Source organism: Neomegalonema sp., assembly GCF_028688855.1.
Taxonomy (GTDB): Bacteria; Pseudomonadota; Alphaproteobacteria; order Rhodobacterales; family Rhodobacteraceae; genus Neomegalonema.
Genome location: NZ_JAQTXI010000012.1, coordinates 12,888 through 26,436, shown reverse-complemented (window position 1 = coordinate 26,436; position 13,549 = coordinate 12,888). Strand labels below are relative to the sequence as shown.

12 protein-coding genes are annotated in these 13,549 nt (G+C 70.3%); 5 read left to right on the top strand and 7 right to left on the bottom strand.

Features of this window, described 5'->3' with window-relative positions:
* Positions 1–28: 28 nt before the first annotated feature.
* The 5 genes from PHN62_RS10440 to bfr all read left to right on the top strand — a co-directional run bounded on the left by PHN62_RS10440 (position 29) and on the right by bfr (position 5,672).
* The gene (locus PHN62_RS10440; RefSeq protein ID WP_300150074.1) at positions 29–1,261 is read left to right on the top strand and encodes an aminotransferase class I/II-fold pyridoxal phosphate-dependent enzyme; all 1,233 of its coding nucleotides are present in this window, start codon (positions 29–31) and stop codon (positions 1,259–1,261) included.
* 123 nt (positions 1,262–1,384) lie between these two features.
* On the top strand, positions 1,385–3,799 hold the full coding sequence (locus PHN62_RS10435) for a DNA translocase FtsK 4TM domain-containing protein (RefSeq protein WP_300150071.1): 2,415 nt from the start codon (positions 1,385–1,387) through the stop codon (positions 3,797–3,799).
* Between the two features lie 129 nt (positions 3,800–3,928).
* Positions 3,929–4,540 (top strand): outer membrane lipoprotein carrier protein LolA, encoded by a 612-nt coding sequence (locus PHN62_RS10430; protein ID WP_300150068.1) that lies wholly within the window; start codon positions 3,929–3,931, stop codon positions 4,538–4,540.
* 387 nt (positions 4,541–4,927) lie between these two features.
* A complete protein-coding gene (locus tag PHN62_RS17435; RefSeq protein ID WP_367187024.1) occupies positions 4,928–5,272 on the top strand; it encodes a bacterioferritin-associated ferredoxin in 345 nt (114 codons plus the stop codon).
* On the top strand, positions 5,175–5,672 hold the full coding sequence (gene bfr / locus PHN62_RS10420; protein ID WP_300150061.1) for a bacterioferritin: 498 nt from the start codon (positions 5,175–5,177) through the stop codon (positions 5,670–5,672). The genes PHN62_RS17435 and bfr overlap by 98 nt, the downstream gene beginning before the upstream one ends.
* Positions 5,673–5,789: 117 nt before the next feature.
* Here the strand turns inward: bfr and PHN62_RS10415 are convergent, their stop codons facing one another.
* From PHN62_RS10415 to PHN62_RS10385, 7 genes are all read right to left on the bottom strand, one after another.
* On the bottom strand, positions 5,790–7,028 hold the full coding sequence (locus PHN62_RS10415) for a primosomal protein N' (replication factor Y) - superfamily II helicase (protein WP_300150057.1): 1,239 nt from the start codon (positions 7,026–7,028) through the stop codon (positions 5,790–5,792).
* A gap of 5 nt (positions 7,029–7,033) precedes the next feature.
* On the bottom strand, positions 7,034–8,170 hold the full coding sequence (locus PHN62_RS10410; RefSeq protein WP_300150054.1) for an SPFH domain-containing protein: 1,137 nt from the start codon (positions 8,168–8,170) through the stop codon (positions 7,034–7,036).
* On the bottom strand, positions 8,167–8,919 hold the full coding sequence (locus PHN62_RS10405) for a DUF2927 domain-containing protein (RefSeq protein ID WP_300150051.1): 753 nt from the start codon (positions 8,917–8,919) through the stop codon (positions 8,167–8,169). The genes PHN62_RS10410 and PHN62_RS10405 overlap by 4 nt, the downstream gene beginning before the upstream one ends.
* A gap of 2 nt (positions 8,920–8,921) precedes the next feature.
* Positions 8,922–10,136, bottom strand: a complete 1,215-nt coding sequence (locus tag PHN62_RS10400) for a toxic anion resistance protein (protein WP_300150049.1) — start codon at positions 10,134–10,136, stop codon at positions 8,922–8,924.
* A gap of 89 nt (positions 10,137–10,225) precedes the next feature.
* Positions 10,226–11,317 (bottom strand): 5-bromo-4-chloroindolyl phosphate hydrolysis family protein, encoded by a 1,092-nt coding sequence (locus PHN62_RS10395; protein ID WP_300150046.1) that lies wholly within the window; start codon positions 11,315–11,317, stop codon positions 10,226–10,228.
* On the bottom strand, positions 11,314–11,448 hold the full coding sequence (locus PHN62_RS10390; RefSeq protein WP_300150043.1) for a hypothetical protein: 135 nt from the start codon (positions 11,446–11,448) through the stop codon (positions 11,314–11,316). Before PHN62_RS10390 ends, PHN62_RS10395 begins: the two co-directional genes overlap by 4 nt.
* Positions 11,449–11,646: 198 nt before the next feature.
* Positions 11,647–13,479: a hypothetical protein gene (locus PHN62_RS10385; protein WP_300150040.1), complete on the bottom strand. Its 1,833-nt coding sequence runs from the start codon at positions 13,477–13,479 to the stop codon at positions 11,647–11,649.
* Positions 13,480–13,549 lie beyond the last annotated feature (70 nt).

The window sequence follows — 13,549 nt, the reverse complement described above, 5'->3', positions numbered from 1 at the left end:
TTCGCCCGCGCCCGTCCGAGGCCTCCGCATGTCCGTCTCCTCCCTCGCCGCGCTCAATCGCTTCGCGACCCTGCCGCCCTATCCCTTCGCCCGGTTGCGGAGCCTGCTCGGCGGCCTGGAGCCCGGAGGGCCGGAGCTGGTCATGACCATCGGCGAGCCGCGCCATGCGCCGCCCGCCTTCGCGCTGGAGCTCATCGCCCGCGAATCGGCGGGCTTCGGGCGCTATCCGCCGACCGAAGGCCCCCTGAGCTATCGTCAGGCCGCCGCCGACTGGCTGACCCGCCGTTTCGACCTCGCCCCGGGCTTCGTGGATCCCCAGAAGCAGGTGCTGGCGCTCAGCGGCACCCGCGAGGGGTTGTTCATGGCGGCTCTGGCGCTGGTCCCCGAGCGCAAGAACGGCGGGACTCCGGCGGTGCTGCTGCCCAATCCCTTCTATCAGTGCTACGCGGCGGCGGCGGTCGCCTCGGGCGCCGAGCCCATCTTCGTCCCGGCGACCGCCGCAACGGGGCATCTGCCCGATTACGCGAGCCTGCCCGCCGGGATCTGGGACCGGACGGCCTTCGTCTATCTCTGTTCTCCGGCCAATCCTCAGGGGGCGGTGGCCTCGCGGGCCTATCTGACGGATCTTCTGGCGCGCGTCTCGCGGGCGGGGGCGGTTCTGGCCGCCGACGAATGCTATTCCGAGATCTACGACCGCGAGCCCCCCACGGGCGCTCTGGAGGTCGCGGCGGCGGGCGGGGGCCTGGAGAATCTTCTTGTTTTCCATTCGCTGTCCAAGCGTTCCAATCTGCCGGGCCTGCGGATGGGATTCGTGGCGGGAGGCGCGCAGCTGATCTCCGGGATGGCGCTTCTGCGCTCCTATGGCGGCGCGACGGTCCCGACGCCTCTGGCCGCCGCCGGAGAAGCCGCCTGGCGCGACGAAGTCCATGTCGAGGCGAACCGGGCGCTCTATCGGGAGAAATTCGACCTCGCCGACCGGATTCTCGCCAATCTTCCCGGATATGCGCGTCCCGAGGGCGGATTCTTCCTCTGGCTGCGCGTGCGGGACGGCGAGGACTCCGCCTTGCGGCTCTGGCGCGAACATGGCCTGCGGGTTCTGCCCGGCGCCTATCTGGCGCGGGATTCCGACGGGGCGCAGGGCGGGCCGAAGGGCAATCCGGGCGCGCCCTATCTGCGGGTCGCGCTGGTGGAGGATCTCGACGCCACGCGGCGCGGACTGGAGATCCTGCGCGACGAGATGAGCGCCCATCCGGCGGCCTGAGCAAGGGCGGACGCCCCTCGGGGCGCCTGACCGCGACGACGACCCCTGATCAAGAAACGATCAGGCCATGATCAAGAAAACGACGACCCATAATCAAAAAACGACCAAGGATTGAATCGAGCCATGACCTCCGCGACGGATCTTCCTCCCCAAAGCCTCCGGCCCTCCGGACCGCCGCGCGCTCTGGGCGCGGCCGTCGGACGCTGGAGCCTGCGGCTGATCGCGCTTCCGCTTCTGGCGGCGGCGCTCTGGCTGGCGCTGGCGCTCTGGAGCCACAACCCGAGCGATCCGAGCTGGCGGCGCGCCGTCAGCTGGGAGCCGCGCAACTGGATGGGCGCGAGCGGCGCCAACGTCTCGGACATGCTGCGGTTCTATCTCGGGACGGCGGCCTGGGCGCCTCCGGCCGCGCTGACCATCTGGGCGGCGAACCTCTGGCGCAGCCGGCTGCGCTGGATGGTCCCTCCGCGCATGATCGCGGCGGCTCTGGCGGTCTTTCCGCTGACGGGCTTCCTCAGCGCCTATCCCAAGGCGACCACGCCCGGATATGGCGGGCGTCTCGGCGACATCGTGGTCACGCCCTTCGCGCAGCTTCTGGCCTCGCTCGGCTGGGGCGCGCCCTACATGCTGCCGGGGATGCTGATGGGGCTTCTGGCCTGCTTCGCCTTCCTCTACGGCTTCGGCGTGACGCGGGCCGACTGGCGCTCCTCCTGGCGCGACCTCGCGCGCGGGAAGCTGCGCGCGGAGCCCGCCCCCTCCGCCCCGACCCGCTTTCCGGCGGCGGCGCCCGCGCCGAAGGCTCCGGCGCCCGCCAGATCCGCAGCCCGGACTCCCCCGGCCTCCCGCGCCCCGGAGGCGCGCGACGAGCCCGCCGCGCCCGCTCCGGGCCTGGTGGGAACGGGCGTCGGGGCCATAGGCGCGCTGCTCGGGGCGGCGGCCTCCCGCGTGGAGGAGGCGGTTTCCCCCTCCCGCAAGGGCAAGGACTCCGAGGTGCTGGGCGCCACCACCCTGCCGCCCAAGGTCAAGCGCAACCTGACGCGCAAGACCCCCTCCCCCGCCGCCGGAGGCCTCTCCAGCGGCTACGCCCCGCCGCCGCTGAGCCTGCTGGCCGCGCCCTCCGACCGCCCGGTCCAGGCCTCGCCCCTCGCCCTGCAGGAGCAGGCCGGGCGCCTGACCCAGGTTCTGGAGGAATACGGCGTCAAGGGCCGCATCGTGGAGTCGCGGCCCGGCCCGGTGGTCACGCTGCATGAACTGGAGCCCGCGCCCGGCCTGAAGGCGGCCCGCGTGGTGGCTCTGGCCGACGACATCGCCCGCTCGATGACCGCCGCCTCGGCGCGCGTGGCGGTGGTCCAGGGCCGCAACGCCATCGGCGTGGAGCTGCCCAACCAGACCCGCGAGAAGGTGCTCCTGCGCGAGATGCTGGAGAGCCCGCCCTTCCTCCAGGCCGATTACGCCCTGGCCCTGGCGCTCGGCAAGACCATCGGCGGAGAGCCCATGGTCGCCGATCTGGCCCGCATGCCGCATCTGCTCATCGCGGGCACCACCGGTTCGGGCAAGTCGGTGGCGATCAACACCATGATCCTGTCCCTGCTCTACCGGCTCTCGCCGCGCGACTGCCGCCTGATCATGATCGATCCCAAGGTGCTGGAGCTTTCCGTCTATGACGGGATTCCGCATCTCCTCGCGCCGGTGGTGACCGATCCGCGCAAGGCGGTCTCGGCGCTGAAATGGGTCGTGCGCGAGATGGAGCGGCGCTATCGGCTGCTCTCCAGCCTCGGGGTGCGCAATCTCGGGGGCTACAACGCCCGGGTCGTCGCCGCCGAGTCCACGGGCGCGCCGCTGCGCGCGCCGGAGATCCCCCCCGGAGAGACCGAAGCCCCCATCCTGGAGCGCCTGCCGCTGATCGTGGTGGTGGTCGACGAGATGGCCGACCTCATGCTCGTGGCGGGCAAGGAGGTCGAGCATTGCGTCCAGCGCCTCGCGCAGATGGCCCGCGCCTCGGGGATCCATCTCGTCATGGCGACCCAGCGCCCCTCGGTGGACGTCATCACCGGCACCATCAAGGCGAACTTCCCCACCCGCATCAGCTTTCAGGTCACCTCGAAGATCGACAGCCGCACCATCCTCGGCGAGCAGGGCGCCGAACAGCTCCTGGGCCAGGGCGACATGCTCTACATGAGCGGCGGCGGACGCGTGCAGCGCCTGCACGGCCCCTTCGTCAAGGACGAGGAGGTCACGGCGGCGGTCCGGTATCTGCGCGATCTCGGCCCGCCCGAATACATCGACCTCGCCGCCCCCGGCGAGGAGGAGGAAGGCGACGCGCTCTTCGGCGGCGAGACGGGCGACGGAGAGGACGAGCTCTATCGGCAGGCGGTGGCCATCGTGGCGCGGGACCGCAAGGTCTCGACCAGCTACATCCAGCGCAAGCTCGCCATCGGCTACAACCGCGCCGCCCGCATCGTCGACATGATGGAGGACAACGGCGTCGTCGGGCCGCCCAACAACGTCGGCAAGCGCGAGGTGCTGATCGCGGAGGAGTGATCCTTCCGCGCCCGGCTTCTTCCGCCCCCCTTCCTTCGCGAGGTCCGAGCGGCCATATTGCCGCCTCAGAAGCCTGCGAATCCTTCCCGCGGCGCCTCCGCGCCCCCCCTAGAGACAGAGATTGGCCTGATGACACGTCGCGATCTTTTGAAGATGGGAGCCGCCGCCGTCGCGCTGGTCGGCCTGCCCTCCGCCGCCCTCGCGCAGCAGACCCGCGATCCCGAGACGCTGGCGCAGCTCAGCGCCTATCTGAACAGCGTCACGACCATGCAGGGCCGCTTCACGCAGCAGTCCTCCGACGGGCGGGTGGCGCAGGGGGCCTTCTATCTGCGTCGTCCGGGGCGTCTGCGCTTCGAATACGACGAGCCCTATCCCACTCTGGTGGTGGCGGACGGCGTCTGGGCCGCGGTGATCAACCGCCGCGCCAAGACCCTCGACCGCCTGCCGCTGAACTCGACGCCTCTGGCGCTGCTGCTGCGCGAGAACGTCAACCTGACCTCGGAAGGCGCGGTGCGCGACGTCCAGCGCGGCCCGGGCATCCTGCGCGTGACCGCCGTGGACCCCCAGCGCCCCGGCGACGGATCGGTGACCATGATCTTCTCGACCAATCCCATCGAGCTTCAGCAATGGATCGTGGTCGATCCCCAGGGCAAGACCAGCACCATCAGCATGAACAACGTGCAGCGCGGCATGGCCATCGAGCCGGCGAAATTCGTGATCGAGGATCCGAACTTCCGCTGAGCCGCCTGCGCCGCAGACCGGCCATTTCCGACGCGAATCGTCGCCTGATTTCAAGGCCCCGGAGAGGTTTCTCCGGGGCCTTCCTCATGCGCGGCGCCCGTTCCGGGAGATCCGCGGGGCGCGGCTCTTCGCCTCAGCCCCGGAGACCCGCCCGCGCCGCCGCCCGCATCCCGATTCTTTCCCTCGGACTTTCCGATTGATTCCCTCGGACTTATGGCGTAGCAAGGGAGTCGGAATTCACCGATCTCCGGTCGCCCACCCTCCGAGGATCCGTCAGATGCCGAAAACCTCGCGTTTCTCCCTGCGCAAGACGCCAGCCGCCTTTCCCGGCGCGGTTTTGGCGTCAAGGTTCGAAGGCTTCACCTGCGGAAACGGAGCGCGACCGGCATGATCGTGTGTTCCTGCGCCGTGATCGACGACCGCGCGATCAGATCCGCGGTTGAAACAGCGGCGGCTGACGGCGGGTCCCTGACCTGCGCGGGCGTCTACAAACATCTCGGCAAGAGGCCGAGGTGCGGCAATTGTCGTCCCCTGATGATGAAAATCATTGACGAACTCCATGCGCGCGGGGCGGAATGCCCCTATGGCGGCGCTCCCTGCGCCGCCGCCGGGATTCGTCAGGGAGAATGTCATCATGAAGGGCGACGCCAGAGTCATCGAGCACCTGAACAAGGGGCTCCGCAGCGAATTGACGGCCGTGAGCCAGTACTGGCTTCACTTCCGGCTGCTTGAAGACTGGGGCTACGGCAAGCTGGCCGCCAAGGCGCGGGCCGAATCCATCGAGGAGATGCGGCACGCGGATCGGTTCATCGCGCGCATCCTGTTCCTCGAAGGCCATCCGAACCTCCAGACGCTGGACCCTCTGCGCATCGGACAGAACGTCCGCGAGACGCTGGAATGCGACCTCGCCGCCGAGCGCGAGGCGCGTCAGCTCTACAAGGAAGGCCGCGATCTGGCCCATTCCGTCGGCGATTACGGCTCGATGAAGCTCTTCGAGGAGCTGATGATCGACGAAGAGGGCCATATCGACTTCCTCGAAACGCAGCTCCAGCTGCATGACGAGATCGGCGCCTCCTCCTACGGCCAGCTCAACGCCAAATCCGCCGACGCCGCCGAAAGCGGAGAGGGCTGAGACTCCTGCGGCCTCGCCTTCGGGCGGGGCCGAAAACCTCCCCGAGGCTCTTGCGCCCCCGCCCCCGCCCGAGCTTGCGCCCGGACGGCGCGGAATCCTGCGCCTGAGGAGCGGAGCCTAGAAGTTCCAGCTTCCGCCGCCGCCCGTGTCGAAGCGGATCGAGGGCATGGCGCCGCCCACCATGTCGTCCAGAGCGCCGCTGACATGCAGCACATAGGCCAGAGCCGCCATGATCGCCGCCCCCGCCAGAAAGGCGAAGATGATCTTCCAGGCGCTGTAGGGGCGGTCTCCGCGCACGACGCCGGTGCGGCCGTTGACCACGAACTGATAGCTTTTGCCCCGATAGCGATAGGCCGCGATCCAGATCGGCAGCAGGATGTGCTTGAAGGTGATCGCCCCGAGCTGGGTGTCCACCGAATTGATCTGCTGATGATCGCCGCCGATGTCGAACCGGACGTCGCGGCGGATCTGGAGATCCATCACCGCGCGGGCCTCGGAGAAGCCTTCCTCCAGATCCACCGTATAGGCCTCGGAGCGGAAGCCCGCGAGGTAATCGGCCTTGTAGGGCGCCAGCGCATGCAGATCCCAGGGCGCGAGCTGATCGGCGTGCGCCTTGGGCAGGCCCGTCGAGGCGAGCACCAGGATGTCGTCGAAGAAGCGCCGCACGCGGCCCCGCACGTTGGTCCAGCGGATGCGCGGCACCTGGCGCGTCATGCGCTGCGGGCCGTCGTTGGTCTGCACGGTGTAGGTCTCGGTGACGTAATAGGTGTCGCCGCGACGGCCCGTATATTCGCTCTGGCTGTCGGCGTCGAAGGTCCAGTAGGGCGTGTAGATGCCCGTCATGCGCTTGTCGGCGCGGGCGAACTGGCGCAGGCCCGAAGGCGCGAACCAGCGCGAGCCCAGCCAGGAATCGAGCGCCTTGCGTCCCTCGCGTTCGCTGAGGACGAAAGGCAGAATCCCCTTGGGCTTGAAATGGCGGTTGGCCCCCGGATCCCCCACCAGAGGCGAGGCGCAATAGGGACAGACCGAAGCCCGCTCCCGTTCGTCGCGCTCGACGGCGGCGCCGCAATTCCCGCAGACCACGACCTGGGTGGTCTCGATCTCCGTCGCGGAGATCTGGTCCTTCAGCGCCCTCCGGAAATCCACCTCGTGGATGGCCTCGCCGGAGCGCGAATCGATGAAGTTCACATGGCCGCAATGGGGACAGACCATGCGGTCCGTCCCCGGCTGGAACACCAGATGCGCGCCGCATTGCGCGCAGGGAAAGCTCTCGGAGGAGGAGGCGGGAGGATTGAAGTCGTCCTCCGGCGCCGCGCCCCAGATCCCTGCGCCTTTGCGGCCCTCGCGGTCGGTCAAGTCGGTCAGCCCTTCGGCAGGGGCGGCGGGGCCGAGCTGGCCGCCGAGCCGCCGAGATTCAGCGCCTCATGGGCGGGGCGCCATTCGCTCATGCCGGGGCTCCAGATCAGCGCGTCGGCGGGCAGGCCGCCCGAGGCGATGGAGTCGCGGACCTGCTGCTCGTCGTAGGGTCCGGCGGGCGAGCCGTTCAAGGCCACATGCCAGAGCTTGCCCGCAGGCTTGCCCGCGCCGGGCAGAGGCGGCGGCGCTCCGGCGCCGGGGGCGCCTCCCGGAGCGGGGGCGGGCGTGTTGAGGATCGAGCCTGCGCCCTGGCCCAGGGCTCCGCCGAGGACGATCCCCATGCCGGCGCCTGCGGCGCCTCCGGGGTTCTCCGCCGCCGCGCCGAGCGCGCGGGCCGCCTCGTAATGCTTGTAGCGGTCGAGATCGCCGATGACGCCCATCTCGGTGCGCTTGTCGAGGGCCTTCTCGACCTCGGGCGGGAAGGACACGTTCTCGATGAGCAGCTGGGTCAGTTCGAGGCCGTAATCCTCCCGCATCTGCGGATCGATGCGGCGGCGCAGGAACTCGCCGATGTCGTCGTAGTTGCGCGCCAGATCCAGCGCCGGGACGTTGGCCTCGGCGAGGGCGTTGGCGAAGCGCGAGACGATCAGGTCGCGCAGATTGTCGGCGATCTCGCCGACTTCGAAATGCGCCTCGGTGCCGACGATCTCGGTCATGAACTTGGCCGGGTCCGCGATCCGCACCGCATAGGTGCCGAAGGCCCGCAGCCGCACCGGACCAAACTCCGAATCGCGCAGCATGATCGGATTCTTCGTGCCCCATTTCAGGTTCACGAAGCGCTTGAGGCTGAGGAAATAGACCTCGGCCTTGAAGGGGCTCTGGAAGCCGTGGTCCCAGTGCTGGAGCGTCGAGAGCAGGGGCAGGTTGTTCGTTTCGAGCATGTACATGCCCGGCTCGAAGACGTCGGCGATGCGGCCCTCGTTGACGAAGACCGCCGCCTGGCTCTCGCGGACGGTCAGCTTGGCGCCATACTTGATCTCGTTGCCGTGACGCTCGAAACGCCAGACCATGGTGCGGCCGTCGTCGGCCGTCCACTCGATCACATCGACGAATTCGCCCATCAGGCGATCCCAGAGACTCATGGCCGACCTCCTCCCGCAGCGCGCCGCGCCGCTTCCTTCGCGATCTCCCGCACGAGCGGAGCGGCCTCTTCGGCGCTCATGCCCGGCGTCAGGCGCGGATCATACAACAAACGCAGAAGAGCTTCATCCTGCGCGGTCCAGAAGGCGTGGCGGTCGTCGTCGTCGAAGACGGAGGGACCGCGCGTCGCCGCGTCGTTGAAGAGGCCCATGGCCTGCCCCAGCTCCTCGGCCAGACAGGACCGCCGACGCGCCGGACCGGCTTCTGCCTTGAGCAGGACCTCCGCCCGGACCAGCGCCCCGGCTTCATCCGTCTCGCCCAGAGCCAGACAGAACACCCCCGAATCCTCCGCCCAGAGCCGCCGCAGCGCCCGGAAATCCCGCGCCCGGAGCGCATCCCGCCGCCGCGCTTCAGGGTCGAGGAAGCGGATGCGCAAGGCGGCCCCCTCCCCTTCCCGCTCCGCGAAGCGCAGCCCCGTCAGCGTCTCCAGCCGCCCGAGCAGCCGCAGCGCCTCGGCCCGATCCTCCGGCGTCCCGCCTTCGAGCGCGAAGCCCGGAGGCGACGCCCAGCGCGTCAGAGGCGCAGGAGCCCCGCCGGGCGGCGCGCGCCCGCCCTCCAGAGCCTCGGCCCGGAAGGCGAGCGTCAGGAAATCCGCCGCCAGAGCTTCGGCGTCGAGGCCCCCGCCCGCTCCGCGCGTCGCCGCGCAGCCCGAGAGGGCCAGCCCCGCCGCCAGAACCAGAGCGGCCCTCAACCTCAGGAGCGGCGGCGCCCGGTCGAGGTGCCGAGGTTGTCGCCCACGCCGTCCTTGCGGGCGGAGGCGGCGGAGAGCGTGCGCTTGAGCTCGTTCTCCATGTTGAGGAGCTCACGCTCGGCGGCGGCGCGGCGCTTCTTGCCCTCGTCGGCGATGGTGAGGCTCTCCTCGATGGTCGCGATGAGGCGCTGATTGGCCTCCTTCACGGTCTCGATGTCGAAGACGCCGCGCTCCATCTGCTCGCGGATCTCGCGGTTGGCCTGCTGGAGGTTCTCGGCGTTCTTCTTGAGGAGGTCGTTGGTGAGGTCGGTGGCGGCCTTGACGGTGCCCGCCGCCTCGCGCGAGCGGTGGATCGTCACGGCCTGCGCAAGCTGGGTCTGCCAGAGCGGGACGGTGTTCACGAGGGTCGAGTTGATCTTGTTGACCAGGCTCTTGTCGTTCTCCTGCACGAGGCGGATCGACGGCAGAGACTGCATCGTCACCTGACGGGTGAGCTTGAGGTCGTGGATGCGGCGCTCCAGCTCGTCGCGGGCGGCGCGCAGGTCGCGCAGCTCCTGCGCCTTCACGAGGCCCTGGCCCTCGGGCGCGGCCTGGACCTCGCGCTCCTTGGCGGGGATGTCGTTGGCGTCGAGATCGGCGATCTTGGCCTCGCCCGCCGCGATGTAGAGCGCCAGCTCGTCGTAGAAGGACAGCGAGGATTCATACAGCTTGTCGAGGAACTTGATGTCCTTGAGCAGGATGGTCTCGTGGCCCAGCAGCTCGTCGGAGATCTTGTCGATCTGGCCGCGGACCTGCTCGTATTTCGCCACGAAGTCATGCACGCTGGAGGCCTTGCCGAACAGCCAGTTCCAGATGCGCGCGAAGAAGCCCTGAGGCGTGTTGACGCCCAGCTCGTTGACGTCGAAGCCGCGGATGGCGCCGACCATGTTGCGCAGCGCGCCTCCGGCCGGACCCACGTCCTTGTTGCGCACGCCTTCCAGCATCTGGTCGGAGATCTGGGTCAGATCCTCCTGCGCCTTGGAGCCGAACTTGATGATCGACTGCGTGTTGTGCAGGTCGATCTCCTGCATGCGGCGCCGGATCTCCTGCGCCTCGCGCGGATCGGCCTGGGGCAGGGTGATCAGTTCGGCCTTGGGCGCGGGCAGCGCCAGCTGCAGGGTCTCGGCGGCTTCCGCGACGGCGACGCGGGCCTTTTCCGTCACATCCTCGTTCGGCATGATCTTCCTCTTTCCGGGGGCCGACGCGCCGTCGGCGTAAAGGCTCAGGTTGAAATCCTCACGTCCTCGCGGGAGCGAAGCGGAGAGGCTCAGACGCCCGCTTCATGCTTGAGGCGGTCGGCGAGCACCTCGATCTCCACGTCGAGGTCGGTCCTGTCGTCGTTGAGCAGCTTGTCGTGATGCTCGACGGCGACCTGACGCATGTCGCGCAGGAGCTTGCGGAATTTCCATTCCGTCTCGGGATCGACGTTGGCCTGGGCGCGCTCGTATTTCCGCGCGGCCTCCAGCACGCCGTCGAGATAGACCTTCAGGAACTTGCGCGACCGGCGCAGATCGGCCGGATCCTCCTCGATGCGCTTGAGGATGAGCTGCGTCTGATCCGCGATCTCGCGGATGGGCGCGCCGAGCGAGCGGTCCTTGAGGTTGCGCGCGACCCCCTCCAGCGCCGCGACCCTGCCGCGGGCTTCGGTCAGGGCGGCGTCGAGATCGGAGATGGAGACGTCGGAGATCGTGGCGTCGCCCTTGGCGCGCAGGGGATCGGCGCCGAAGACGAAGGCCGACAGCGCTCCCGCCACCAGCCCGACCGCCGCGCCCGAGAAGAAGCCGAAGGCCATGACCCCCGCCAGACCCACCCCGAGCCCCACCGCCAGCGAACCCAGCAGCTTGCGCGGCAGGGAGGGCGCCGCCGCGAGGCTGCGCGCGTCATAGGCCTCCTGGGCCTTCTGGCCCTCGCCGATCAGATGGGAGCCGAGCGCCAGCAGCGCCCAGGCGCCCAGAAAGGCGATCATGCCGCCCGGCTTCCCCGTCGCCAGGGAGCCGAAGGCCGCGAAGAGGATCGGCAGGCCGAACCACGGAATGCGGCGCGCGCGCGCGGAGTCGCGGCGGCGCAGCCGCTCGGCGGCGTCATAGGGCTTGGCTGAGGAGGTCAAGCGCGATCTCCAGTCGTCGCGCGGCGGAGAGGCCGGGCGTTCGGAGGCCGGGGGGCGGCGGAGGGGCTGCTCGAAGGGAGAGCCGGAGGATTTCGCCGCCTCGCGCTCCTCGCCGTAGACGGGCAGGCTCTCGGTGGGGGGCAGACGATCCGCCCGCTCCCCGGTCCCGACAGGCGCGCGGGAATCCGGCCGCGAGGGCCGCGAAGGGCGTTTCGGGCTGTAAGGCCCGCCCCAGGGCTTGCCGCCGCTCATCGCGCGGGCTCCGCGACGGGGGCGGGAGCCTCCTTCTCATCGGCGTTGGCGGCGACGGCGCCCAGACCCGTGAAGAGGATGACGATCGCCAGCCCCCAATAGGCGACGCCGCGCAAGGTCGTTGGATTCATCGCCGCATGTTTCTCCAAGCCGGACCGCGCCCGCTCCGGCCTCAGGAGCTCCGCGGCCAAGCCGCGGCTCCTGCGGAGCGCGCTGGATCCCTATGTGGCGATGATATGCGAAATCGGCAAGCGCGCCAACCGGGCCGGGATGTTTTTTCCGGATTCCGCGCCGCTCCGCCTTCCGCGCAGGGTTCCCGAGGACCCGGCTCAGTCCTTGTCGAGGATGAAGCCCTGAGTGAGGATCTCGGCGATGCTGCGGGCGGCGGGCGGCGGTGCGGCGCTGAGGCGCGCGGGCGCGCGGGCGGCCTCTTCGCCCGGATGGGCGGCGGACTCGAAGCCCGCGGGCGCCGAGGCCGCGATGAAGAGGCCCTGAGCCACGAGGCTCGGCTCGGACCTGGAGGCGGGCGCGGCGCCCGACCGCTTCGGCCTCTCCGCCGCGACGAGGACCAGAGCCCCCGGATCGTCGAAGAGCGGCGCGGCCTCCACCGGAGCGGGCGCGGCGGGCGCCGAAGCCAGCAGGACGGCGGGCGGGGTCTCGGCGGCGGGGGCGGCGCTCCGGGGCTTGGCGCGGGGCGCGGGAGACTCCAGCGGATGGTCGGGACGGGGCCTGGCCTGAGCCGTCAGGACCGGTTCGGGCCTGGCCTCCGGCTTCGTCTCCGCTTCCGGCGCGCGGGCGAGGAGGGGAGTGCGGGCGTCGGCCTCGTTTTCGGCTTCGCCCTCGGCGATGGTCTCGGCGATCAGGGCCTCGGCGGCGGCGAGCCGCAGATCCGGCCCGAGGGCGTCGCCATAGGTCACGACGAAATCGGCGCCGTCGCCGCTGGCGGCCGCCACCGGCGCCGAAGGCGCGGCGTCGGCGGGCTCAAGCTCGGCGAGAGGACGATATCCGATCTCCAGACGGCCGGCCTGGCCGCCCTCCTCCAGCCCCTGGGCGATTCCGTCCATGAGGTCGCGCCCCGCCGAGGTCAGCGCAAGCCGTCCCTGGAGCGAATCGAGCACGTAATGTTCGCCCGCCGAAAGCGCGGCGGCGGTCTCGCCCTCGACCATGACGACCGCGCGCACCGAATCGCGGGCGACGTCGGTGTCGGGGAGGTAGATCATCGTCTGGTTGGCGAGTTCGTAATGGGCGCTGCGGGTCGGGACGGCCGCGGGCCGGGCCAGAGCCACGGCGGCCGCGCTGCCCGCCCCCCAGAGCGGACGCGGCTGGGCGTTCGCGGCGGGATCGCCCAGCGCGAAGGCGAGCTCGGCCTGAACCGTGCGGCCCCTGGCGCGGGTCAGCTCGACCTTCGGAGCGTAGCGGCCGGGCGGCAGGATCTGGGTCAGCTCGGCGGCGCCCGAGGAATCGGCGGCCAGAGCCATGCCGTCGAGTCGCAGGGTCTCGCCCGCCTTGAGCCCCGCCACCCGGATGCGCAAGCCCCAGGCCTGCCCGGCGTCCATCTCGGGACGCCCGGAGAGGGCCGTCGACTGCGCCTGAGACTTCAGCGTGCGGGCCTGCTGCGGCATGACGTAGCGCGCCAGCAGCAGAGGCGCCGGATCGGAGGCCGCCACGCGCCCCATGCGGTCGGTGGCCTCGAAGACGTAGAACAGCTCCTCGCCGGGCCGCAGCTTCGGCACGCCCGGCGCCGCCGAACCGTCCCAGACCGGCGATTCGACGTAGCTCGCGCCCCGCCCCGAAAAGCTCTGGACCGGACGGCGCCTTTCGAGGTCGCCGGAGCGGTAGATGGCCAGACGCCAGCCCCGCACATAGGCCGCATGATTGGAGGAGAGCCGGAAGCGCACCGGCTCGGCGAATCCGTCGCGCGTCCAGAGCGCGTAGGCCGGGGCGCCCGCGAAGACCTCGGGCCGGGGCGGCGCGACGCGCTCCAGCGTCACGGAGGCGCCGCCGTCGATCTCCAGGCTCATCCTCTCGGCCGAGGCGGGCGCCGTCGAGGCCGCGAAGGCGCGTCCGGAGGCGCCGGGCGTCCCGAATCCCGGAGCCGCCGCCAGGGCGAGGACCGCCGCCGCCATGACTCCCCTGATCGACCGCAGACCGTTCTTCCGCATCGCGTCCATCCCGCTTCGTCGGCCCCCAAGATCAGCCGCGCTCCGAAGTCCAGCGCCGGACTATGCCTTG